This is a genomic window from Microcystis sp. M083S1, from assembly GCF_020246405.1.
GTDB classification, from domain to species: Bacteria; Cyanobacteriota; Cyanobacteriia; order Cyanobacteriales; family Microcystaceae; genus Microcystis; species Microcystis aeruginosa_C.
Window position 1 is genome coordinate 21148 of the sequence record NZ_JADBTB010000190.1, and the last position, 25162, is coordinate 46309.

General features: G+C 43.5%; 20 protein-coding genes, 1 tRNA gene, 1 rRNA gene and 1 pseudogene. 6 read left to right on the forward strand and 17 right to left on the reverse strand.

Annotated elements, in window-relative coordinates; translation table 11 throughout:
- Positions 1-25 precede the first annotated feature (25 nt).
- Positions 26-769 carry a Uma2 family endonuclease gene (locus IM450_RS17655; protein ID WP_287720660.1) on the forward strand — a complete coding sequence of 248 codons (744 nt, stop codon included), beginning with the start codon at positions 26-28 and terminating at the stop codon, positions 767-769.
- A 57-nt stretch (positions 770-826) separates the two neighbouring features.
- Here IM450_RS17655 and IM450_RS17660 read toward each other — a convergent pair whose 3' ends face one another.
- From IM450_RS17660 to IM450_RS17690, 7 genes are all read right to left on the reverse strand, one after another.
- The gene (locus IM450_RS17660; RefSeq protein ID WP_002749933.1) at positions 827-1885 is read right to left on the reverse strand and encodes a D-alanine--D-alanine ligase family protein; all 1059 of its coding nucleotides are present in this window, start codon (positions 1883-1885) and stop codon (positions 827-829) included.
- A gap of 232 nt (positions 1886-2117) precedes the next feature.
- Complete coding sequence (locus IM450_RS17665; RefSeq protein ID WP_287668173.1) at positions 2118-3182, reverse strand: hypothetical protein; 1065 nt, start codon at positions 3180-3182, stop codon at positions 2118-2120.
- A 2-nt stretch (positions 3183-3184) separates the two neighbouring features.
- Positions 3185-3787, reverse strand: coding sequence for a J domain-containing protein (locus IM450_RS17670; RefSeq protein WP_287668175.1), 603 nt, complete (start codon positions 3785-3787; stop codon positions 3185-3187).
- A 427-nt stretch (positions 3788-4214) separates the two neighbouring features.
- Positions 4215-7778, reverse strand: coding sequence for a methionine synthase (gene metH / locus IM450_RS17675; RefSeq protein WP_287668178.1), 3564 nt, complete (start codon positions 7776-7778; stop codon positions 4215-4217).
- Between the two features lie 138 nt (positions 7779-7916).
- Positions 7917-9047 (reverse strand): SpoIID/LytB domain-containing protein, encoded by a 1131-nt coding sequence (locus IM450_RS17680; RefSeq protein WP_106908419.1) that lies wholly within the window; start codon positions 9045-9047, stop codon positions 7917-7919.
- Between the two features lie 219 nt (positions 9048-9266).
- Entirely contained in the window at positions 9267-9899 is a 633-nt protein-coding gene (locus IM450_RS17685) for a restriction endonuclease subunit R (protein ID WP_287668182.1), read from the reverse strand.
- Between the two features lie 426 nt (positions 9900-10325).
- Entirely contained in the window at positions 10326-10823 is a 498-nt protein-coding gene (locus tag IM450_RS17690) for a DUF29 domain-containing protein (RefSeq protein ID WP_002798842.1), read from the reverse strand.
- Positions 10824-11135: 312 nt separating this feature from the next.
- On the opposite strand from IM450_RS17690, the gene IM450_RS17695 reads away from it, so the two are divergent.
- Together IM450_RS17695 and IM450_RS17700 are read left to right on the forward strand one after the other, a co-directional pair.
- Positions 11136-11444, forward strand: a complete 309-nt coding sequence (locus IM450_RS17695; RefSeq protein WP_287688660.1) for a hypothetical protein — start codon at positions 11136-11138, stop codon at positions 11442-11444.
- A gap of 105 nt (positions 11445-11549) precedes the next feature.
- Positions 11550-11993, forward strand: coding sequence for a toll/interleukin-1 receptor domain-containing protein (locus IM450_RS17700; protein WP_002735722.1), 444 nt, complete (start codon positions 11550-11552; stop codon positions 11991-11993).
- Positions 11994-12115: 122 nt separating this feature from the next.
- Here the strand turns inward: IM450_RS17700 and IM450_RS17705 are convergent, their stop codons facing one another.
- The 3 genes and pseudogenes from IM450_RS17705 to IM450_RS17715 form a co-directional block, all read right to left on the reverse strand.
- Complete coding sequence (locus IM450_RS17705) at positions 12116-12349, reverse strand: DUF2283 domain-containing protein (protein ID WP_002736855.1); 234 nt, start codon at positions 12347-12349, stop codon at positions 12116-12118.
- Between the two features lie 416 nt (positions 12350-12765).
- Positions 12766-13860 (reverse strand): annotated as a pseudogene (locus tag IM450_RS17710) (tetratricopeptide repeat protein); the annotation flags it as partial.
- Positions 13861-14539: 679 nt separating this feature from the next.
- Positions 14540-15877: a P-loop NTPase fold protein gene (locus tag IM450_RS17715; RefSeq protein WP_287668190.1), complete on the reverse strand. Its 1338-nt coding sequence runs from the start codon at positions 15875-15877 to the stop codon at positions 14540-14542.
- A 321-nt stretch (positions 15878-16198) separates the two neighbouring features.
- Between IM450_RS17715 and IM450_RS17720 the strand changes: the two genes are divergently transcribed.
- Positions 16199-17308 (forward strand): S-(hydroxymethyl)glutathione dehydrogenase/class III alcohol dehydrogenase, encoded by a 1110-nt coding sequence (locus tag IM450_RS17720; RefSeq protein WP_004268950.1) that lies wholly within the window; start codon positions 16199-16201, stop codon positions 17306-17308.
- A gap of 604 nt (positions 17309-17912) precedes the next feature.
- Positions 17913-19787 (forward strand): penicillin-binding protein 2, encoded by a 1875-nt coding sequence (gene mrdA, locus IM450_RS17725; RefSeq protein WP_287668193.1) that lies wholly within the window; start codon positions 17913-17915, stop codon positions 19785-19787.
- Here the strand turns inward: mrdA and IM450_RS17730 are convergent.
- From IM450_RS17730 to IM450_RS17755, 6 genes are all read right to left on the reverse strand, one after another.
- Complete coding sequence (locus IM450_RS17730) at positions 19784-20590, reverse strand: radical SAM protein (RefSeq protein ID WP_287668195.1); 807 nt, start codon at positions 20588-20590, stop codon at positions 19784-19786. The genes mrdA and IM450_RS17730 overlap by 4 nt on opposite strands.
- A gap of 19 nt (positions 20591-20609) precedes the next feature.
- Positions 20610-20701 (reverse strand) — tRNA-Ser (locus tag IM450_RS17735).
- Positions 20702-20762: 61 nt separating this feature from the next.
- Positions 20763-21482, reverse strand: coding sequence for a DevA family ABC transporter ATP-binding protein (locus IM450_RS17740; RefSeq protein ID WP_004268947.1), 720 nt, complete (start codon positions 21480-21482; stop codon positions 20763-20765).
- Positions 21483-21500: 18 nt separating this feature from the next.
- Complete coding sequence (gene devC, locus IM450_RS17745) at positions 21501-22673, reverse strand: ABC transporter permease DevC (RefSeq protein WP_287668199.1); 1173 nt, start codon at positions 22671-22673, stop codon at positions 21501-21503.
- A 7-nt stretch (positions 22674-22680) separates the two neighbouring features.
- Positions 22681-23964, reverse strand: coding sequence for an HlyD family efflux transporter periplasmic adaptor subunit (locus IM450_RS17750; RefSeq protein WP_287668201.1), 1284 nt, complete (start codon positions 23962-23964; stop codon positions 22681-22683).
- Positions 23965-23995: 31 nt separating this feature from the next.
- Positions 23996-24568 (reverse strand): TetR/AcrR family transcriptional regulator, encoded by a 573-nt coding sequence (locus IM450_RS17755; RefSeq protein ID WP_287668203.1) that lies wholly within the window; start codon positions 24566-24568, stop codon positions 23996-23998.
- Positions 24569-24703: 135 nt separating this feature from the next.
- On the opposite strand from IM450_RS17755, the gene IM450_RS17760 reads away from it, so the two are divergent.
- The gene (locus IM450_RS17760) at positions 24704-24994 is read left to right on the forward strand and encodes a DUF2288 domain-containing protein (RefSeq protein WP_002745388.1); all 291 of its coding nucleotides are present in this window, start codon (positions 24704-24706) and stop codon (positions 24992-24994) included.
- Positions 24995-25044: 50 nt separating this feature from the next.
- Here IM450_RS17760 and rrf read toward each other — a convergent pair.
- Positions 25045-25162, reverse strand: a 5S ribosomal RNA gene (gene rrf / locus IM450_RS17765).

Here is a 25162-nt window from a genome sequence, read left to right on the forward strand (position 1 = left end):
AAAGCTAGTATAACGGGGAAAAACTATGACAACTCTCGACATTTTACCGGAAGTTACCTGTCCCCCCACCGATTTATGGAGTGATGAACCACCTTTGGAAAGTGATCTACATCTACAACAAATTACAATTCTGATCGGTTGTTTAGAAAGGTTATGGCAAGAAAGAACTAATTACTATGCTTCCGGCAATCTTACCATCTACTATAACGAAGAACAACTAAAAAAACGTGATTTTTGTGGTCCTGATTTTTTTGTGGTTTTAGATACAGAAAAACGTCCCCGCAAAAGTTGGGTGGTTTGGGGAGAAGGGGGTAAATATCCCAATGTGATCGTGGAGATTATTTCCGATTCTACGGCCAATATTGACCGCAATAAAAAGAAAATTCTCTATCAAAATACCTTTCGGACTCCTAACTATTTCTGGTTTGATCCTGAAAGTTTAGAACTGCAAGGATTTAGATTAATTGCTGGACAATATCAAGCTATTGCTGCTAATGAAAACGGCTATTTATGGAGTGAACAATTAGAACTATATTTAGGCATATTTGACCGTAAACTGCGTTATTTTACCGTCGATGGTCAATTGGTTCCCACTCCCCAAGAAGCTGAATTAGAGCAAAGACAAGCAAAGGAACAGATTCTTTTAGAAAAGGAACAGGAACGAAAGGCAAAAGAACAGGCTATCCTCGAAAAAGAACAAGCTATCTTGGAGAAGGAAAAATTAGCCCAAAAATTACGAGAATTGGGCATTGATCCTGAAACTATCTAATTGATAAATATCTCTAGGATAGGTAATTCCTATCCTAGAAATGTTGGTAATTTAACCTTATTTTTCCTGTCTTTCTAAGGCTAATTGTACTAACTTATCGACCAATTTATCAAACTCTAAACCGGTGGCTTTCCAGAGTTGGGGATACATACTAAAATTAGTAAACCCCGGCAGAGTATTAATTTCATTGAGAAACACTTCCCCAGTCTTTTCCACATAGAAAAAATCCACCCGCGACAATCCCGCAGCATCCACAGCTTTAAATGCTTCTACAGCCATTTCTCGCACTTGATTAGCAATTTTATCGGGAATATTAGCGGGAATAACCATACTCGATCGCCCGTCAGTATATTTAGTTTCATAGTCATAAAAATCACTATCAAAAGTAATTTCTCCCACCAAAGAAGCTTGGGGATTATCATTACCTAAAACCGCACATTCGATCTCCCTTGCGGTTACTCCTGCTTCAACAATAATCCGTCGATCATAACTAGCAGCACTATCTAAAGCAGCCTCTAATTCTTGCCGGTTGCGAGCTTTACTAATACCCACCGAAGAACCTAAATTAGCCGGTTTAATAAAACAAGGATAACCTATTTCCTCGGCGATTTGATCGCACAATTGCGGAAAAACACAGGCATTTGACCACACTTGCGAGCGGGTTATAGCCTTATACTTAACTTGGGGTAATCCAGCGGCTGCAAAAGCAGTTTTCATGGCAATTTTATCCATGCCTAGGCATGAACCCAGTACCCCACTACCCACAAAAGCAACCCGCATGAGAGTGAGTAATCCTTGTAAAGTGCCGTCTTCTCCATTCGGTCCGTGGAGAATTGGAAACCAAACCTCAATTTCGCTCACTTCTGGAGGAAATTGCCAGATATTGACTTTTATATCACTCTCAATAGCTAGGGGTTGCCCAGAGGTTAAAATTTGTCTAGCAGTTGCTGCCGAATGCCAACAGCCATTTTTATCGATATAGAAGGGGATAACGGCGTATTTGTCAAGATTTTCGGGATAATTAAAAGCTTGCAGGATCGATCGAGCCGAATTGATAGATACCTCGTGTTCTCCCGATCGACCACCAAACAACAATCCTACCTTGATCTTATCCATATTATCCTCTCTAGACCCAGCTAGATCCTAAATTAGAGTTCAACTATCATATATACTATGGGCGGAGTTGACAATAGTTGCCAATGATTTAGATGCGGCTGTTCCTCGTCAGATCGGAGTTTTAACCCAAATTCTCGATAAATTAATTATCGCTCATGATGAGATGTGGTCGTTCTTTCCCTAAAAAAATGGATAATCACTTTGGAGCTATTCACACCCCCAAATTGAATGATTATTTAGCTAATTTTTCCAGTTTTTTCTTAGTTTTCTGAAGTTTTAAGGCTAAATTGCCCTGATGTTCGGGATAGTAAACGTGCAAGAATTCGATAAAATCCTCGATGGTACAAGGTTGATGAAATCCCCCTAAGTTACCGTGGAATTCTTGGTGAATTTCTTCTTTAATAGTCACCAAATTCAGATCTAATGTCGCTAGATGGGGATATTTCTGGGCAGAGTAAAGATGATGGACAGCGAGATTAAATTTATTATTTCTATCCGGTTTTTGCCCTGTCACCTGACAAGTGTTTTTATCTCTAGTTTTAGCTCGTTTTTTAGCCTTTTCAATCTCGATTTTTTGTTTGGTATCGTCATCTAGATTTTCCTGAATTTCTTTAAAGGCAAGAGGAAACTCGATTTCAATCATTTTACACATTTCTTGGCGCGATTTATTCGTCAAAGTTTCACTCATGGATTTAGAAATGCGAACAACTCCACTTTCAGAGAACCAAAACTCTCTTTTTTCATCTTCGTAAAAATCTACTCCTATTTTTAAAGGACGAACTTCTGTTTTAGTATTTTTGATTACCTTAGCAAGTTCTTCATCATCAACTTTCAAAGATGAAGATTCGTGGAGTTTAAGATTATTGAATGTTTGATTTAGCTTGGCTCCATTAGTTTTTAAAATTCGCCGCAAACTCTGTTTATGAATCATAGCCACTCCTTGATAAACTTTAATTTCGCCAGAGTCAGCCAATTCATTAAAAATTAATTTTCGTGCCAAAGAGCGACGAATTTTTTGATCGTGCTTAGTAAAAAATTCTCTAAATCTGTATAAAATTCCTCGCTTTTCATGCTGATCAATATAGGAAGCAATTTTTAAAGCACCTTCAAAAGAAAACAATCTAACTTTATCTTTTTTGTTGACAAATTGATAATCGACACCTTCAACTAAATCCCAATCATCATTAGGATCAGCATCAAAAATATCAACAATTTTGTCTAGTTTTTCAAGAGTAATAGAAAACCATTGAGCTAATTCGGTATCCCGGATCAGGAAGGTATTTGCTTTCTGAGGCATGATTATTTTATCTCCGTGGTGATAGACTTATACATGACAGTTAAACAATCAAAAACTTCTGCGTCTCCTGTTTCTTGGTTATCGGGATGATAGATCTTAGAAAGACGATAATAGGCATTTTTAATGTCTTCCTTAGTGGCAGTTTTTGGATCAAGCTCGAAAACACGATAGGGATAAAAATATTTAAATATATTAATACCATTAATACAATGCTTACCTGTTTCCCCATCTTCTTCTGGTAAAATACCTACATACTCTCTGTAAATTTTTTCCCAACTTTCTCGCTGAGATAAATTGATGTTATCAAAGGCTCTAGTAGCCATTTGAAACATACTCGATTTTTTTAATTCTGTGGTATTGCTAACCTCAAAATAGGCATAAACTGCCTGTTTAAGTTGCGTTAGAGTTAAAGGTTTAACTTTTGGGCCTGTGGTGGTGGTGGCTGTAGTTTTTGATTTAGTTAACGATGGTTTGGGAGACTTTTTACGGTGGTTTTTGATGACAAAATCGGCAAAATCTTCGAGAATACGACTTTCGATCGAGTATTGCTCACAGATATGACTAATCTGCTCTAAAATGAGCGAGTTAAGAGGATTAGTGGTCATAATTTCCCTAAGAAGCTGCAAAAAATCTAGCCTTTCTTATCAAGATGAAGTGTAGGCTAATTTGGTATGAACGACCGACGACTGACTCCCGAAAACTTCCTATCCTAAATTAATGCCACTGCTGTGGCCACTTTGTCAAGTGGTTAATCATAAAAAAATTGCTGGCATATTATAGATCTAAGTCGATAATTGAAATGAAAACTCAAATCTGATTACTGATAAGTAGGTAGGCGTTAAAAGTTGTCAGACACCCCCCTTATCAAGGGGGGCAGGGGGGATCCCCCCGCCTATCGGCACCCCCCTTATCAAGGGGGGCAGGGGGGATCCCCCCGCCTATCGGCACCCCCCTTATCAAGGGGGGCAGGGGGGATCGAATCTAAAATCCATTTTAAATTTAATTATAACCAGCTACTTAACTGATCACTGATTAGGTACTAAAGTATTTAGCGGTGGGGTGATAGGTAATAATGGCGGTGGTGGATTGTTCTGGGTACAATTGTTCGCTTTCGTCCATATACATCCCAATGCGATCGCATCCTAACAGAGCTAATTGCTTGTATTGGTCCTGAATATTAGGACAAGCGGGATAGCCGAAACTATAGCGAGAACCCTGGTAACGCTGTTGTAGTATATCGCGGATATTATCGGGATCGAACTCTGCAAAACCTAACTCGCGACGGATGCGGGTGTGGGTCCATTCGGCCATGGCTTCGGCGGTTTGGACAGCCATGCCGTGATAATAGAGGTATTCCGTATATTCGTTGGCATCAAAGAGAGATTTAGCGTATTCCGTGGCGATTTCCCCCACTGTCACCGCTTGCATAGGGAAAACATCGATAATACCGGATTCCTGCGGGGCGAAAAAGTCAGCAATACAGAGACGGCGACCGGATTTCTGGCGCGGAAACTCAAAAATGGCTATCGGTTGCAGATTTTCGGGTTTTTCGCCTGCTTGTATCGATTCGGGATCGTAAATTAACAGGGAATTACCAGAGGATTGACAGGGAAAATAACCATAAATTAATGTAGGGTTTAGTAAATTTTCCTTGACAATTTTCTCTTTCCATGCTGTCAGAATTGGATGAACTTTTTCCTGTAAAAACTGGTCGTATTCTGGCTTCGATTGGCTTTTGGGTTTGCGGAATTGCCATTGACCGACAAATAAAGCTTGTAGGTCCAAATACCAGAAAACCTCCTCGATGGGAATTTCTGCTGCTGTTAATATTTTAGTACCCCAGAAGGGCGGTGTTGGTCGGGGAATATCAACTTCCACCGCTTCCGAGCGACGGGTATCAATAACTAATTCTTTGTCTAGGGTTCCATCGGTAAAAATAGTATCGGGATTAACCTTTAATTCTTCTGCGACAACCGGGGTTTTTTCTGCCTCGGCAAACTCCGCTAAAAAGCCTTTACTATCATCCCATTGACCCCCAGCTTTAGCGGGCATTAATTTATCCATAAAATGCAGGTCAGAGAAGGCATCCTTACCATAGATAACCTGTCCATTGTAGGTTTTTTGACAGTCATCATGGACAAATTTGGGAGTTAAAGCTGCCCCGCCAAGGATAACAGGAACGGTGATTCCTTTTTCATTAAAAACCTCTAGATTTTCCTTCATAAAAGCCGTCGATTTCACCAATAAACCGCTCATGGCGATACAATCGGCTTTATGTTCTTTGTAGGCTTCGATGATATTTTCCACCGGTTGTTTAATGCCCAAATTAATCACCCTATAGCCGTTATTGGTCAAGATAATATCAACTAAGTTTTTACCAATATCGTGAACATCCCCTTTAACCGTTGCGATAATAAAAGTCCCTTTGGCATTATTATCCCCCTCTTTTTTCTCCATAAAGGGTTCTAAAAAGGCAACGGCTGCTTTCATAGTTTGGGCAGATTGGAGAACAAAAGGTAACTGCATTTGTCCCGAACCAAATAACTCACCCACTACCTTCATCCCATCCAGGAGGAAAATATTAATAATATCTAGGGGTGGATAGTCCTGTAAAGCTTGCTTTAAAGCCTCTTCCAGTCCCAATCTTTCCCCATCAATAATATGCTGTTTTAAGCGTTCCTCCACGGGTAAATTAGCATTACTAGAGGGGTCTTTTTTAGTAGTTTTCCCCGCAAATAATTCGGTTAATTTGGTCAGGGGATCATAAACACATATATCGCCATCAAAACGACGATTATCATAGATTAAATCCCGACAAACTTGCTGATATTCTGGTTCAATTTTTGCCAGAGGAAGAATTTTATTAGCGCTGACGATTGCGCCATCCATACCCACCTGCATCGCTTCGTGGAGGAAGACAGAATTTAATACCTGACGCGCTGCCGGATTCAACCCAAAAGAGATATTAGACACACCTAAAAGAATATGACATTCGGGCAGTTCTTGGCGAATTCGGCCCATTGCTTCGATAGTAGCCTTGCCATTTTCTCGGTCTTCTTCGATACCAGTAGAAATCGGTAAAGCTAGAGGATCAAAAAAGATTTCGTAGGGAGGAATTCCGTATTCTATCGCCGCATAATAGGCCCGTTTAGCTATCTGGAATTTTTTCTCGGCAGTGCGTCCCATTCCTTCTTCATCAATGGTTCCAATTACTACCCCCGCGCCGTATTTTTTCGCTAAATCCAAGACTTGATAAAAACGCGATTCCCCGTCTTCGTAGTTAGTAGAGTTGAGGATACATTTACCCCCCGCTACTTTTAACCCCGCTTCCATTTTTTCCCATTCGGTGGAATCTAACATTAAAGGTAGGGTGACATTATTAACTAAACGAGAGGCTAATTGGTGCATATCGCGCACCCCATCCCGGCCCACATAATCGACGTTGACATCGAGAATATGCGCTCCTTCTTTTACCTGCGCTTTCGCCATCGATACTAAACTATCCCAGTCTTCAACATTGAGCAGTTCCCGACATTTTTTAGAACCACTGGCGTTTAATTTTTCCCCGACAATCAGGAAAGAATTATCTTGAATATAGGGTTGGGTACTATAAATAGAAGCGGCGGAGGGTTCATAATGATAATGACGAGATTTCGGAGTTAAACCCTGACTTAGTTCCGCTAAAGCTTGGATATGGTCGGGACGAGTACCACAACAACCGCCGATAATTTGTACTCCCAAATCTTCGATAAAGTGCATTAAAGCCATTTTTAATTCTACGGGAGTGAGGCGATAGTGCGCTTGACCGCCGACATTTTCTGGTAAACCAGCGTTAGGAATACAAGAAACAATAAAAGGGGAATTTTCCGAGAGATATTTAATATGGGGTTTCATTAAATCGGGACCGGTGGCGCAGTTAAGTCCCAAAATATCGATTTTATAGGGTTGTAAAATAGAGACAACGGCGTTAATTTCCGTTCCTACTAACATCGTTCCCATGGTTTCCATCGTCACCGAAACCATCAGGGGCAATCGTTGACCTTTTTTCTGAAATACTTCTTCAATAGCATTTAAAGCCGCTTTAATTTGCAGGACATCCTGACAGGTTTCTACTAATAATAAATCTGCCCCGCCATCGTACAGACCCTCTACCTGTTCCACATAGGCATTTTTGAGGGTATCAAAGTCAATATGACCCAAAGTGGGCAGTTTTGTCCCCGGCCCCATGGAACCCGCCACAAAACGGGGTTTTTCGGGGGTAGAGTATTTATTCGCGCAAGCCTTGGCCAGTTCGGCGGCGCTTTTGTTGAGATAATAGGCTTGGTCGGCTAAATCGTACTCGGCTAAAACTATCGAGGTTCCCCCAAAGGTGTCGGTTTCAATCACATCCGCACCCACGGCTAAAAAGGCTTCGTGGACTTTCGCTACGGCGCTAGGTTTAGTATGGACAAGATACTCGTTACAACCTTCGTATTCTGCCCCACCAAAGTCCTCGGCCGTCAGATTTTGGCTTTGTAGGGAAGTTCCCATCGCTCCATCAAAGACGAGGACGGGATGCTTTGGACCGTTGAGGTAGTCAAGAAAGGGGCTATTCATAGAGAGATTTACTGCTATAGCATTTTGAAAGTTTATTGTAATACAGTTACTAGAAATCTGCTATGGTCGGCATTTCAGTGATCAGTGATCAGTCATCAGTGATCAGATTTGAGTTTTCAGTCGAGGAAGCCAATCAATCTAATTTTGTAGAACTAGACGGGCTAAACCAACTCCGGGATAATAATTACCGAGAATTTGTTGATAATCTAGGCCTTTTTCCGCTAATTTATAAGCTCCAGTTTGACTCATACCGCGACCACCGTGGGCCCAAGCGACAATTTCATCGGTGGCGGCATAAAGAGACTCGACCACACCCCCTTTATAGCTGAGAATCTGCCCGGCAGTGGCATTAACCGCCTGGTGAGTCGATTGATACTCCGAGCGAATGCCTTTATATACCTGCCAGCGCTGGGTATTGCCCAGATGAAACCAAGCATTAGCGGGGCGGATTATATGTACTAGGGCATAGGAACGGGCTGCGATCGCCTGTGCCTTTAAAGCGTGCATTGGCGCTGTGGAGTGCATTTCACTACCCACCACACTATAGAGATAGGCCTCTAAATTAACATGATTGACCACTAACAAGCGATCGCCTTGGGCAACAAGGAGGATTTTGCCCCGATACCAACCATCATCCACATAAACTAAACCATCGGCACTGGTGGGCTGCACAAAAATCACCTCTGGCAGCGATAAATCGCCCATTTTTAAGCCATTGGCACCTGGAATGACCGGTAAACCCTCGTTAGTGGCAATCGTTTTTAAACCGCGACCTTGGCGATCGGTGATCACCGCCGGCCCGTTAACTCCAATCAAAACACTGGCCACATCCCTTTTAATCGCCACGCGAATTTCTATGGCTGGCGGCGTATAATTAGCGGGAACCAATAAGGGTTGTCTAGTTACCGGTTTAACCGCGGCAGCGGGGGCAGTATTAGGGGAAGTATTAGGGGAAGTTTGAACCGATGGTGCTAATTTTTTCGGTGCCAAGGGGGAAGATTGGGGAGAGGGGAATAGTTTCGGCGATGGTGCGGTTAAGGGTGCGATCGGAGATGGGATAATAGGAGCAGGGGAGGCAGCAGTCTCTAGATTTGCCTGCGGTTGCGGGGTTTCTGGTTTTTCCTTGGCTAAATAAGTTAAGAGAATTGGCGTAAAAGTAGCGATCGACAACAAAGGAACGGCACAATGGCGCAGCAGGGAAAAATAGGTACTAGCAGCAAATTTCACTTTAATCACACCATCTTTAATTTTCTTATCTAACTTTACCATTCCCCTCTCAGGCCGGGCAATTCTAGAGAAAAACTCTCGTATTCTTGAGCTTGTTAGGACAAATAAGGCTGAAATAGTCAAGAAAAGCCGAAAAAATTCTTAACCACCCATCCTTAGATTAGCCGAATCTCCTCTAATCCAGGCTCTTCTAGGTTCTGTGTGATCAGCTTAACTTACCATAGAAGCGATCGATCTTTGTGTCCTTTGTGTCTCTGTGGTTCATTCCACCCCCTCGCTAGACTGACAGAGATGTTTAAGGATTTTGAGAACCTCGTATAAATCCCCCGGATTTCTCATGGCAAATAAACGAGAGGTTCCGTATAAAGGTTTACCGTCCCATAATAATTTAACAAATAAAAACTCGGAACCATTGGTCAACATTCCATAATTAGGACGGTTTGGATGAGGATTGACCATTAAATAAGCTAATAATTGCGGTAAACCTACTTCAACGGAATAAATAACCCGTTTTGATTCAAGAATCATTACCCATAATTGCTCTTTTAGAATTAAAGTATCTAACCTTCCTTTAATTATTAAATCTTGCTCTTTTGTAATAATTTCAACAGACTCTTCTGCTTTAATGTGAAAGGGAAATAGATAAAAGTTACCAATAAATAATAATGGGTCTAAAACCGTCATCCTCACCGAAGTTTCCAAAAAGGGAGGATAATTCAATAAGTTAAAATAACCTGTTTTGATTTTATCTAACAATTCTTTTTCCTGTTCAGAGATTGCTTCTAAGTCTTCTTGCCATTCCCCAAAAAAATGCTCATCCTCTATAAACTGTAGTTGAAAATGATTAATTAAATCTCTGAAAGTGACTTCTTTCGCTTGTAAAAATTGAACCATATTTACCTCTTTAATTAACACTTACGTTAATGGTAATTTGCTATTTTTAATTTAACCAAGCAAAATATCCGTTACTGACAGGGTTAACTGCTCTAAATCAGAGAGAACAGTTAAGGATATGGTCTTGTTTTGTTTACCTGCACATCGCTTCGGTTAGCATCGTTCAGGTTTTTATCAGATGCTTTCGCTCTTCCTACATCATCCAGATTAGCCATCGTCTTCTCCTTAATTTAGAGTACATGAAAGGTTCACTTTGCTATGATTTATCCAAGAGATTTATTGAGATATAAGTAGTTAGGTGTTAAAAACTTTATTCCCCCTTTATTTCCCAGGGAAGGGGGGTTAGGTCATTCGGGCGATTTTTCATGTTGGCAAGGTCATATTCTGGTTTCATGGTTTTATTATCGATAATGTTTACTTTCGTTTTTACCCGTAAAAGTCCTCATTTAGAATCTGTTCAGGTGTGAAAGGACAAGCGAGGGGATACTCACTTTCTTGGGGAATACGAATACCAAATTGAGCGCGTTTACCCTGTTTGATGGCGACTTTACGAGCGCTGGAATAGGCTTGTGTGATGGAGATTAAGAGATAAGATTTAAGAGAGGGAGTCTTAAGTAAATCATCTTGAACGCGCTGGCGATGCTCATCTACTGAGTTATACCAACTTGCTTTCATTGTCTCAGGAGCATCATGCTGTATCTTTAATTTGAGTAAGTGAATCAACAGGACCATTAAGTTGCTCTCTAAGGCGCGTTTCTCTGACTTACCCAAATCTTTTAACTCCTCAATTAAGTTTTCTATATCCAGTTGTTCAAACTGTCGATTCTGTAATTGATGAATAGTTTGCTCAATCCACAACTGAAGATCTTGTTCGTAAAGTGTTGTGGGATTTTCTTGAATGTCCGATTGTTTTAATAAGTTCATTTGGCTTTGATTAAGTTAACGGTAGATGAATAATTTGGTCTTCATATTTATTATTATACTTGATCATTACCAGATATTGCGATCGCATTGGATTCTTAATTATTGACCTCTCCCCTGGCCTTTCTCCTACAAGGAAAGGGGAGAGAATTTAGCGAAGGGAGTGCAACAACAAACTGGGTTTGTTGTCAAGGCTCCAGCCCGAACAAGTTTAACCTGTTTTCTTTAGATAGTGAGAAGCTAAATGGACATAACCCTATTGCCCAAATTGGGTAACTTATCTAGAATAAGTATATGAAAAGAGGAGGAGACGTGATGGAGTATCAGAATTTTTCGCTCATTAAAGAAGATATTCAGGCTGATGCTTGGGGACGGATTAGCCTTGGGACTGAATGTAGCAACCGTCACTATCGAATACTGATGAATGCAAGCGGGGAACTTCTTTTGGTTCCCATGGTGGCGATTCCAGAGCAAGAGCTATGGGTATTTCAGAATCCTAGGGTCCGCGAGTCGCTCAAACGGGGACTCGCAGAAGCCCGCACAGGAAATTTAGCTGAAGAACCCGTCGATTTAGACGCTATGCTTGAGTTTGCTGCATCTATTCCTGATGAAGTCGAGGAGTAAATGAGTTTCTCTAGCGACTAAAAACGCTATACTCTTAGTAAATTGTCAGCAGATTATGAATAAATCAGTTGAATTAATTTAAATATCGAGGAAGCTAGAAAGAATATGAAAGTTTTTATTAGTCATGCCTTTACTGAGGCTAAGTTAGCTAAGAGAGTTGCTGATTCTCTCAAAGAAGATGGCTTTCAAGTTTGGGATGCTGCTGAAATGTTACCCGGGGAAAACTGGGCTAATAACATAGGTAAAGCCTTACAAGAATCTGAAGCAATGATAGTCTTATTAACACCAGAATCACTGAAGCCTTTTAATGTTGTTTCTGATATTAGTTATGCAATTGGAGAAGAAAAGTATCAAGGTCGTATCATTCCTGTTATTGTCTCTTCCTCAGATAATTCAAACCTAGAACATATTCCTTGGATTCTCAAAAAATTTCCAATGATTTTCGTCCCTAATCTTGAACAAGACAATCAAGAATTGAAAGAAATTACACAGGCACTTAAAAATACGACAAGCTCCGACGGACTGACTCATGAGATACACCACTTTTAGATTTGGCTTGTCTCATCCCAAGCTATGCTTTGTCTAATTTTAACTATATGTTGATGGAGTTGTTGACGAATATTTGCAGACATAAGCTAAGTTGTTTTAATGATTTACTCAATCTGATTACACTAAACTGCCAAGCGGAGATTGGCGATGAGGGGAAGTTGGAGTTCGTTGTTTTCTTGTAGTCTTTGGGAGAAAAAAAGGATTTCTAGGTTTTCTATTTCTTCGGTTTTTGGGTTGACTCTCACGATAATATCATCTCCTAATTCTTCGGATTCTTGTTCGGTATAGGGAGCGCATTTGTTAATATAGAGAATGTCTCCAGTGGGGTCATATTTAATAATTAGGTTTGCTGCCATTCGGCTCTTCTAGGTTCTGTGTGATAAGTTTAACTTACTATATGATCGATCGATCTTTGTGTCCTTTGTGTCTTTGTGGTTCGTTCCACTCCCTCGCTAGGAGGAATGTATCTTAGAATACATTTTACCCACCAAATCCAAGAGAGCCGCCATTCGATTTGTCCTCCTGTTATAGCGCTACGCGCAAGTCAGAAATCAAAAGTACAACCTGAGAGGGTTTCGGAGATTGTAAATATCCTAACAGCCTTGGCGGTTGTCATAATTATACTAACCTCAAGCCTCAAAGGAATTACTCAACAGCTTCATCGCCGAACACTTCGAGATCCCAAGACAAACCAATATTTCCCCCGTAGGGGCGCAATGCTTGCGCCCAAACAATGATTGCGCTCAAACAATCCCTGCGCCCAAAACCCATCCTAACCCTCCAGCAAACCCCGCACCTCCTCAACCCCAACCCCGAAAACAGAAGCAATACCGACAAGAATCTCCTCATCTTGCGTTTGCTGATAAAGAGCAACAAGACTAGGCAAAGAAAAGGTTTGTACCCCGTAACCATCCTTAAATTCTGCAAAAATTCGTAAGGCTTGCAGGTAATAACTTTTGGCTTGGCTCAATTCCCCAACTTCTTCCGCTACCCTTCCCAACTGGTGCAGGGTGCTGGCTTGCTCATAGCGATCCCCATATTCAATGAAGATCTCAAGAGCTTGCTGGTAGTAGCTTCGGGCTTGCTCCCATTCCCTCAATTCTTGGGCTAGGTTTCCCAAATTGTGCAGGGTGCTGGCTTGAGAAAAGCGATCCCCATATTCAATGTAGATCTCAAGAGCTTGCTGGTAGTAGCTTCGGGCTTGCTCCCATTCCCTCAATTCTTGGGCTAGGTTTCCCAACTGGTGCAGGGTGCTGGCTTGAGAAAAGCGATCCCCATATTCAATCTTGATCTCAAGAGCTTGCTGGTAGTAGCTTCGGGCTTGCTCCCATTCCCTCAATTCTTGGGCTAAGGCTCCCAAATTGTGCAGGGTGCTGGCTTGGGAGAAGCGATAGCCACATTCAATGAAGATCTCGAGAGCCTGCTGGAAGTAGAGCCGCGCCTGTTCCCATTCCCTCTCCTCGTAGGCTACGGCTCCCAAATTGTGCAGGGTGCTGGCTTGGGAGAAGCGGGCGCTTTGCGTGCCTCCGGCAGCGCCATATTCAATGTAGATCTCGAGAGCCTGCTGGAAGTAGAGTCGCGCCTGTTCCCATTCCCTCTCCTCTTGGGCTACCCTTCCCAACTGGTGCAGGGTGCTGGCTTGGGAGTAGCGATCCCCATATTCAATGAAGATCTCGAGAGCCTGCTGGAAGTAGAGCCGCGCCTGTTCCCAGCTCCTCCTGTGCGCGAAGGTTCTTCCTAAATCCTGGTATATTTCTGCTGCGAGAGACACATCCTGCCGCTGCTGCGCTAGTTCTAGGGCGTTTTCTAGATAGTTTTGGGCTTTGGTGGCGTTGCGCTGACTCAGGTAGGCGACCCCAAGCTGATGGAAGAGGATGTTACAGGTATTGAGATCTATATCTGTAGGAGGATGTCCCGCTGAAGGGCGATAGTCCATCAATAAGCTTTCCAGTAGCGCAATTCGTTCTGAGGACTCCGGCGATTTGGACGAGTCAATGGGGCGATCGGCTTCCAGGGTTCGCACAAGAGCATAGTCTTTTGTGGTTTGGGGTGTCTGGAACAAAAACACACCCGATCGCCAAGCCCAAAAGTCAGGAGCAAACTTAGTCAGACGAGTGAGCGCATAGTCAGGCAAAATAAACAGAAGCGGATGAAGGACACTGCGTTTATAGGCATCCCGGACAAAGTTGAGGTCTTGCAGAACTGGTGGATAGTCCCCTTGTAAATCTACCCCAATCGACTTTTCCAATCCCCGAATTAACAGCACTAATTTGCGACTGGGATCGTGGGGTAAAATCGGCAACTGCTGCACAATTTCGTCTCGCAGAAATTTCAAATCTGGTCGGTGGGAAAAGTTCAATACCTCAAATTGAATGTCCTGACACTTTGGATCGGACTTGAGTGCCTGAATCAATATCTCTACATTGGGCGGGAAATTGACCTCGACAAAGCCAAGGGTAAATCCTTCGGCAAAGTCAATAAAGGTAAGTAATTCAGCCAATACTTGCCGGTTTAAGACGAGAAACTGGCGATCTTCCCGCTCAAGATCAAGGGAGTTGAGCGTTTTGGAGAGCGGTTTGGAAAGACTCACTTTGCCTCACTACAGGATTAGGATAGTTCCAGCGATTATCGCCGTTGTATTCTAGGACGGAGAGGTTAAACATCATCAATTGTCCGATTAAATCTTTGGGAATGTTTTTCTTCAAACAAACCTGAGCCAATATGGGGTAATGCTCATCGGGAATAAACCTCTCAAAATTAAATTGTTCTTGTCTAACTGCGTAGGTAATATCCTCGCTCGTGATTTTATTATGACCCCGCGTACTGGCCGTCCGGCAGGCAATCCGCATCAGTTGCATCAGTTGCCGTACATTGCCGCCGCTGGCTTTCGCTAAGTCAATTAGTTGTTCCCGCGACTCGAACACGGCTTCACTGTCGACCCGCTGCTCAATCAAACTGGCCATCCCTTCTAGACCGGGTTGATTATAGTCCAGATCACAGCGATCGCGCTTAAACTGATAAATATTAACCATTGGCATAATGTGCAGATTACTGAAGTCTTTAGTCAGACTTTTAGGAGAAGAAATGACAGAAATTGGTACTGTATAAATTAGGGTACAATTTAACTCTTTTAATTGGGTTCCATGATCAAAAAATAGGCGATCACCAATCTGAGGAGTCACGCGATCCAGATTATCAAAGATGATTAAAAATCCTTTTGGATATTTGTCCTTAATCTTTTTGTACGCATCGCTGAGTAATAAATTAATGTCTGCTTTGAGCCGTGAAATATCTCGCTGAAGTGTCTGCCGAATGGTGGTTTTGCTCTTATCAGATCCCTTAATCTGAGCCAGAAGTTTGACGAGTAACTTGGCGAGAAACGGTGCTTCTGGTCCCAGAGTAGCTTCTGCTTGAACGCTGATTGAACTCTCAACAGAACGTTCATCTTCTTTGGTAACTTCCTTGAACCAATCCTCGAAACTGGTTAATAGCCCGGAATCTAACTTTGACTTTAGTTGGCGGAGTTCAAATTCCACCTGTTTAATCACAATTAAATAGAGATCGGTGTAGTCTGCATCATTAATATCAGTTTCCTCATCGACTTCCAGGTAGATTACCCGATAATCCTGTTCCCATTGTTTCTGAATCCTTTTGAGTTCTGTACTTTTGCCACATCCCCGATGTCCGGTAAACAAGATATTGGTGTATTCTCCAGGCTCCTGGAAATCTAGAATAGTATTCACTCCTTCAATTGCTTCCGTCTTCCGCACTGCCGAGAGATCGACATAATACCGTGCGATCGCCTCATCCACCAATGGCTCAACGTTACAGGCCCGAAAGGCTTTTTTTAGTGTGGTAGCGCGATCGAATACGGAAAAAGTCATAGTAAAGATTGAAGCTAAGGCAACAAAACCAGTATAAGCTAGGGCGCATTTAATTTGGCGGCAAAAGGCAACAGTCCCTAACAATTTTGATGTATCGCTCTATATTGCTTGTGCATCATCTGAAATCACCCAAAACCGATATTACCTCTCCATCAAACCCCAGTCACTCTCCATTATTTCGTCGTCATCCAGAAAAATTCTAAGAGCAATAAATCCCTGAAAGCATTGATAGGCAACGGTTGTGGGTTTTCAAAAGTCAGTGACTAATTACTTCAGCAGTTTAACGGTATTATACTGGAAAAAACCTATTGCTTTGAGCCTATGGATGTTCGAGCGGCAGTTGCCCTAGAAGCGGGAAAACCCCTAACTATTGAAACGGTAAAATTAGCCGCACCGCAAGCGGGGGAAGTGTTAGTAGAAATCAAAGCCACGGGAGTTTGTCACACCGATGCCTATACTCTCTCTGGGGCCGATCCTGAAGGCTTATTTCCCTCAATTTTAGGCCATGAAGGGGCCGGAATCGTGGTAGAAGTGGGAAAAGGTGTCACTAGCCTGAAAGTGGGGGATCATGTTATTCCCCTATACATTCCCGAATGTCGTCAGTGCGAATACTGTCTCAGCTTTAAAACCAATCTCTGTCAAGCGATTCGTCTTACCCAAGGTCGGGGAGTAATGCCGGATGGAACCAGTCGTTTTTCCCTCGATGGTCAGCCTCTTTATCACTACATGGGAACCTCGACTTTTTCTAACTATACCGTGCTGCCGGAGATTTCCCTAGCCAAGATTCGCCCCGATGCTCCCTTTGAAAAAGTCTGTTATATCGGCTGCGGAGTCACTACAGGTATCGGTGCGGTGATTAATACCGCTAAAGTGGAACCGGGGGCAAAAGTGGTGGTTTTTGGTCTGGGAGGTATCGGTTTAAATGTTATTCAAGGGGCCCGTTTGGTGGGAGCCGATATGATTGTCGGGGTCGATATCAATCCCCAGAAACAAGCTTTAGCGACCAAATTCGGGATGACTCATTTTGTTAATCCCCAAGAAATCGAGGGGGATTTAGTGGCCTATCTGGTGGATTTAACTAAAGGTGGGGCCGATTATAGTTTTGAGTGTATCGGCAATGTCCAGATTATGCGTCAAGCTTTGGAATGTTGCCATAAGGGTTGGGGTGTTGCCACTATTATCGGTGTAGCCGGGGCCGGCCAAGAAATTAGTACCCGTCCTTTTCAATTAGTCACCGGACGGGTCTGGAAAGGTACGGCTTTTGGTGGAGCGAGAGGTCGTACAGATGTACCAAAAATAGTCGATTGGTACATGGAGGGCAAGATTAACATTGATGATTTAATCACCCACGTTCTACCTCTGGCAAGAATTAACGAGGCCTTTGACCTGATGCGCCAAGGGGATTCTATCCGCAGTGTGATTACATTTTGAACATAGTTAAGAAACACTTGACAAACTCTTAACTATATGTCTGCGCCAGTTTTCTGGCTCTCTTTAACTTACTATAGAAGCGATCAATCTTTGTGTCCTCTGTGTCTGGAGTGATTCCTTCCACTCCCAGTATTTACACTTATTTTGTTAAGATATATTGCAGATACCCTGAACTTTAGTCAAGAGAGGAGCTAAATCACCTAGTATTGCGTCCTTTTCAGTGTTGCCAAAGGCACGGCGTAGCCGTCCAGTAAACAGTGAAAAGACATCAGGAAAGTGCTATTTAAAACTACTCACTTAGAACTCAAATCTGATAAGGGACTTGCGCTTTGATAATGTACCTTTTGGGCGAACGCAGTTCGCCCCTACATTGTGGACAAAATCCGTTACTGTAGGGGCGCAAAGCTTGCGCCCTCCGATCGATCAGGTTTGCTGATCACCCTAAGTAGGGCGAGAGCCTTCGAGATGTTAGGGACTTGCGCTTTGATAATGTGCCATCTGGCTGGTCTAATTCTTCTACAGAGCGATTTTCTGGCTGGGATATTATTCCCACGCAAGTCCCTAACTGATGACTAATAACTTTTAAATTTTTAACTTTAAGCAAATGCGTAATAGCGGACTCCTATCAAAAACCAAAGTCAAACTGAAACGGAAAAAAACGCTCACCTCGCCGACGCGGCCAGGGCCAAATAAATCACAGAATAAAACTAAAGATAAAGAGCGTCTAGTCGGTCGTCAGCGTCAGTCATGGCTAATTATGGGCTTAATTAGCATTGTCCTGCTAGGAGGAGTTGGCTCGCGCTTGGCCTATTTACAACTGCAGCAAGGACAAATTAACCGAGAAAGGGCAGAAAATAACCGGATTCGCATTCTTCCCAAACCCCCAGTCCGGGGCAACTTATTCGATCGCAATGGCAAAGTTTTGGCGACAGCCCGCTTAACCCATGCGGCCTATATTTGGCCCAAATCCCAGCGTAATCCCGCCCAAAAACTCAATCTTGACCGTTTAGCCAGTATTTTAGGCATTCCCAGAAGCGACCTAGAAAAACGCATTAACGAAGCGGACGAAAACCCCTCCACCCTGATCCGCATCGCTAGGGGTTTAACTCCGGCCCAAATTATCGCCCTAGAGGAATACAAAGACGAATTAACCGGCATTGAAGTGGACGTGGAATCAGTGCGCTACTATCCCAATGGTAAAATCGGGGCCCATATTCTCGGTTATACCGGGGAACTAACCCCAGAGGAATATCAAGCCAAAAGACCCCAGGGCTACCGGTTGGGAGATGTCGTCGGTAAAATGGGTGTAGAAGCCGCCTACGAGTCAAAATTGCGGGGAGAATGGGGAGGAATGCAGTTAGAGGTCAACGGATCGGGACAAGTAATCCAAATTCTCGGCCAAAAAATTGCTAAACCGGGGCAAGATGTCACCCTGACACTAGATTTAAAACTCCAAAAAGCCGCCGAGGCCGCTTTAGGAAAACGCAAAGGTGCGATCGTGGCGATCGATCCCCGGGATGGTTCCGTGCGGGCCATGGTCAGTTATCCTAGTTTTGATCCTAATGTTTTCTCGGCCCCAATTACCACCGCCACTTGGAAAAAACTACAAGCGGAGGGCAACCCGTTTGTTAACCGCGCTCTGCAAGGATTCCCCCCCGCTTCCACCTTTAAAGTCGTCACTGCCACTGCTGGCATGGAATCGGGTAAATTTCCCCCCAATACGGTCTTAAATACCTTTGCTGCCCTTTATGTGGGGGGGACAGCTTTCGGGGAATGGAATCACGCCGGTTTTGGTCCGATCGGTTTTGTCCGGGCCATGGCCATGAGTAGTAACACTTTTCACGGTCAAATTGGTCGCGGAGTGGGGGGACCGACTTTAATTGCCACGGCTCGGCGCTACGGTTTCGGTCAGAAAACTGGGATAGAATTAGCGGAAGAAACTCCGGGGTTAATTGCCGATCGCGATTGGAAACTGCGTAATTTTAAAAACTGGGATTGGTCGGTAGGGGATACGATTAATATGTCGATCGGTCAAGGATTTACCCTAGCGACTCCCCTACAGGTAGCTGTGATGTTTGCTGTCCCCGCTAACGGCGGTTTTTTGGTGAAACCGCACCTTTTACAGGATGCCCGGGATGTTAAGGAATGGCGCAAGTCTTTGAACATGAAACCTAGCACCCTAGACACCCTGAGAAAGTCCCTGAGAGCCGTGGTAGCGGAAGGAACCGGTCGGGCCCTATCAGACCCCGCTTTACCGCCTGTAGCGGGCAAAAGCGGCACAGCAGAAGCACCTCCAGGCAAGTCCCACGCTTGGTTTGGAGCTTTCGCGCCTTTTGATAAGCCCGAAATTGTCGTGGTCGCCTTTGCGGAACATTCCGGCGGTGGTGGTGGTAAAGTGGCCGCACCTATGGTACGTCAGGTAATGGAGGCTTATTTTAATATCAAGCCGAAAGAAGAAAAACCCCGGCCGAAGCCCTAGAGACCTGTGGCGGTAAGCGGCACACAGCGCACGGTAATTCCCGTGGCCGTGGCGATTTTTTCCGCCCAAATCGCCAATATTTCAGCGTTTACGGGTTTGAGAATTTGCATTCCGTCGCCCGCGCTGAGGGGATTATTACCACGGGTTTCTAATTGTCTTTGTCTTGCCCGGGGACGGGTCGGGGTGTTAAGTTGAATTTCATCCGGTTGTAGCTGTTGCATCAAATCGATGTATCGGTCTTGATCTTGGGGCGACCAAGAGGCCAGTAGCATGGTTTGAATTGCTAGTTTTCCCGACCATTCTTGGCGAAATTGTCTTAATCCCCACCAAAGCTCCTGCCAATCCAGACCGGAGACCGGACGGTTAACCCGTCGCCATTGGGCCTCGGAAACAGCATCGATTTTAGCGGCGACGATATCAGCTTTGCTCAAGTCTTGACGCACTTGGGCATCTCCCAAAAGGGTACTATTGGTTAAGACCGCCACCGGCCGCTCGGTTATTTCCTTGACGGTGGCCATTATTTCCCCTAAATTGAGGGCGAGGGTGGGTTCCCCGCTACCACTGAGAGTGACTATATCCACGTCCCAGGGGGCAAAGGCACTTAAATCCCTGCTAATTTGTTTGCTGGTGATAAAAACTCTTCGTTGCTCGGTTTTTTGCTCAATTTCTCCTAACTGACAGTAAGCACAGTTAAAGGAACAGGTAGAAACTAAACCAATCGGATCGATGCCCAAGGAACTGCCGAAACGCCAAGAGGCAACCGGACCATATACGGAGCAGAAATAATCTTGGCGAGCAGTCATCGAAAATACCGAAAGAAGACGGAGAGGGAGGGATTCGAACCCTCGGTACGGTCTTACGATTCGTACAACAGATTAGCAATCTGCCGCATTCGACCACTCTGCCACCTCTCCAAGATGACATTATTTTAGTCTAACATGAAAGGCCGATTTTTGGCAAGTAATTTTTGGGCAGTTAATCGCCTAAACGACCATCCTCCATATTGACAATGCGATCGGCGATGTCGAGAATCCGGTTATCGTGGGTGACAAGTAAAATCGTGCAACCTTGTTCTTTTGCCAATTTCTGCATGATTTCCACCACATCGCGCCCGGATTGTTTATCTAAGGCTGCGGTCGGTTCATCAGCGAGGACTAATTTGGGATGACTGACGAGGGCGCGAGCGATCGCAACCCGTTGTTTTTGTCCCCCCGATAGATCGTGGGGATAATAATCAACGCGGTTGCCTAAACCGACTGACTCCAAAATTGCCGCCGCTTTTTGATCGAGATCTTGTTCTAAAAACTCCTCGTGCAGTTCCAAAGACATCCTTACGTTTTGTTTTGCTGTCAGGAATTTTAGTAAATTATGTGACTGAAAAATATAGCCAATTTGTCGGCGAATTTTCAGCATTTTGCCCTTACTAATTCCTAACATTTCTTGGCCGAGAATTTTTAAACTGCCCGCTTGTGCAGATCGCAAACCTCCCATTAAACTCAATAAAGTAGTTTTCCCCGATCCCGAAGGACCGGTCATAATTACTACTTCCCCCGCTTTAATTTCCAGATCGATATCGTATAAAACCTGTTTTTTTAATTCCCCCGTGCCAAAATAGTAATTTAAGCCTTTAATGGCAATTACGGGTTCATTAGGGCTAAAATCGACTAATTCTCGCTCTTTTTGAAAAATCGGCATTATTTCACCCTTGATAGCTTAGAAAATATCGGCTGGATCTGCTGTCCTTAATTTGCCCATGGCGACAATTCCAGAGGCAATACACATAATAATTGTTAGGATTAAAACTTCGATCGCCCTAGCGGTAGTCATCACTATGGGTAAAAGTGTAGCGGAGGAAGCGAGATTATAAACACCGAGAGAGACGATAAACCCGGGTATATACCCCAAAACCGCTAGTAATAAAGCCTCTTGCATCAAAACCCCGACTAAATACCAATCACCGTAACCCATAGCTTTTAGGGTAGCGTATTCGGGTAAGTGATCGGTGACATCGGAATAGAGAATCTGATAGACAATGACGATACCGACGATAAAACCGACTACTGTACCTAAACCAAAGATAAAACCAATGGCTGTACCATTTGCCCAATAGGTTTTTTCCCTTTCAGCAAATTCTTTTAAAGTAAGGACTATTACTTCATTTTTAGGGAAAAGTGCCTGTAAATTGGCCTTAACTGCTTCGATATTTGCCCCCGGTTGCAGTTTCACCAGTCCTATATCGATTTCGTGGGGTTGACGTTCGGGAAATAGCCTTAAAAAGGTAGAATCACTGGTAATGACGTTACTATCGGCAGCAAAGGAGGCACCAAGGGTAAAAATTCCCGCTACCTGTACCTCTTTTTTATTTAACTGAACTGTCAAATCGGGGTTTTTCTGGAGTAAATCGGCAATTGGACCGAATTCTGGTCTTCCTGCTTGATCGTATAAGACGCGATTTAACATCTTTAGATCACTGGATTTTTGATTGACTTCTGGGAGGGTAAAAACCCGTTGACTGGGATCAAAACCAAAGACTAAAGTAGTTCTTTCTAGGGAAGTTTCGGGATTGCGCCACTGGGCCGAAGCAATATAAACTGAGGCTAAGGATTGAATACCCTCGACTCTTTTAGCTTGGTACAAGCGATCGCGTGAGAAACTTTTCACCGCAAAGAGGGTATCGAATTGGGGATTAATCAGGACTAAATCCGCATCGAGAACATAATGAGGTTTAACGGAAGCATCAAATAAGGCATCCCGAAACCCCAACTGTGTAAAAATTAGGAAGTCAGCAAAAGCAATCCCGGCAATAGCTACAATCAAACGGGTTTTCTCTCGCGTCACCTGTAACCAAGATAGGGGCGTTTTTTTGAATAGATGGCTTAGTTTCATGGAAAACCTACTCATTGATAGTTACAGTTACTTGGGAATTGGTTAAACCTGCCACTTTTTGACTGTTTTCGCGATCTAAGGCAATGCGGACAGAGATCACTTTGCGATCGAAGTTTTCTCCCGGTTGATTGCTGAAGATATTTTGTTGGTCAACTTTTAAAGCAATTAAGCGCACTTTTCCGCTAACTTCGCCCTTAAACGCCGATCCGGTAATCGTGGCAGTTTGTCCCTTGCGAATTTTCCCGATATCGCTTTGATAGATTTCGGCAATTACTTCCATGCGCTCGGTTTCAGCAAGGTCAACAATTCCTTGATCGCTGATTTGTTCCCCGATACGGGTATTGACTTTAATCACTTTGCCGGTAATTGGCGATCGAATATAGGCCTGATTTAACTCGGTTTGGGCCTTTTTAACGGCAACTAGGGCAGCATTTACCTCCGCTTCGGCTGCCCGCACATCGACTCCCCGCACTTCCGAGACTTGATTTAAAGTGGATCTGGCCTCTTTGATCTGCTGTTGACCGGTGGATTCAATCCGGGCTAGGGTAGTCTTAGCTTCTTGTATCTGTTGTTTACCGGTGCTTTCAATTCTCTCTAGGGTAACTTTTGCTTCTGTTAGTTGTTGATTACTGGTTTCTAAATTTAGTCTTTTACTATCAAAACTAGAGGCGGAAATTGCCCCTTCTTGATAGAGTTTTTCGTAGCGATCAAATTCAGCTTTGGCATTGCGATATTCTGCTTCTAATTTGCCAATTGTCGCTTTTTGGGCAGCCCTATCCCCTTCTAATTGCGCTGTTAATCTTTGGATAGTTGTCCGTTGGTTTGCTTGATCCCCTACCCATTGTGCCTCGATTTTTCGCACGTTAGCGGCATTAGCATCGATTTCACCGACTTTTGCCCCAGCTTTAACCTGTTCTAGTTTGGCTGCGGCTACTTTCACCTGTTCTTGTGCCTGTCGCAGGTTATCCTCTAATCTTTCCTGACTTTCGAGAATGGCGATTATTTGTCCCGTTTTGACGCTATCTCCTTCATCGACTAATAATTGCATGACTCGATCGGAATCAAGCAACATCGGGGCAGATATGCTGATAATTTCTGTCCTCGGTTCAATTCTGCCTAAAGCGGTGATTTTTTGCGGTACGGGCGACGCAATTACAGGGGTTTTGGTTTCGGGTTTGCTGGCGAATTGGGAAAGACTATAAAAGGTGGTTATTCCTAATAATCCTGTGCCTAATACTATTAACCCGATTATTAACTTTTGATTTGGTTTCACAAAAGTTTTACCTTTCATAATTTTTTAGTTAATAAGTGATTGTTGGGGGTTAACAGTTTTTCTGCAAATAAGTAGTAAGAATTTTACCTAATAATTCCATTTGTTCATCGATCGCAATCTGTTCATTGCACCACAGGCGCTCTAATATCAGTCCATTAATAACGCTGACAACTAACCAAGCTACACTCGGATCGCTAATACCTAAAATCTCGATTACTGCCTGATGATAGCGGCGATCAACGCGCTCAAAAAGTTGACTACGACTCAGTTCTTCTCGTCCTTGGTATTGAGAATAATCAATCCATAAGAATAATTGTTTGATGCAGTAATCCTCGCGATTAGTCATAAATTTGCCGAGAATTTTTAGCTTTTCTGTCAGGGTTTTTCCTCGATCAATCTCGGCTTTAGCTAATAAAACATCCTGCCGGCACATCTCCTCGACTAATTGCTCGAAAAGTGCCGCTTTACTGGGAAAGTAGTGGTACAGCGTTCCCGTGGACACTCCCAATCCTTGCGCTAATTCTCTCGTCGTCATGTTAGCATAGCCTTTCTCGGCAAAGAGTTCGGCACTTTTTAAGAGGAGTTCTTTTCGGTATTGTTCTACATCTACTATCTTAGGCATAAGTTTAATATCGAACGTTCGTTATATTTTAGCTTAACATTACTATGAATGGGGAAATCGGCTGTCCCTTTGCCTGTATGCTAGAAAGAGGAGCTAATTCGTTATTGAGCGAGCTTTTTCGCAAGGATTGACAGTATGGGTAATATTCACGAGCAGTTATTAGAGGAATTAGCCGAAGTGGAGTGGAGTGACTTGATCCCCCATGCTCAAAGGGATGCGCTGATCCTAGTTTCCGATTCCCTCAATTTAATCGAAGTGGCAGAAGCGATCGCTGGTGATCAGGTTGCTCAAGTGCAGAATTGGATCGGGGAAAAACTACTAGAAAAACCGACACAGGAGCAATTAAGCGATTGGAATTCCCATCCCGATAACCTTTTTAATACACTAATCGTGCAACCTTTTGTGTTAATTCAGACCATAGCTTAGATAAAACCAAACCCCCCAATCTGGTGAGATTGAGGGGTAGGAAAGAATAATCCTGGCATCGAGCTATTGTCCCGGTCGGCAACCCGACAAGTATCTTGGCCACGGTGAAGTTTCACAACCGAGTTCGGGATGGAATCGGAGTGGTGCCATCACGTTAAAGACACCAGG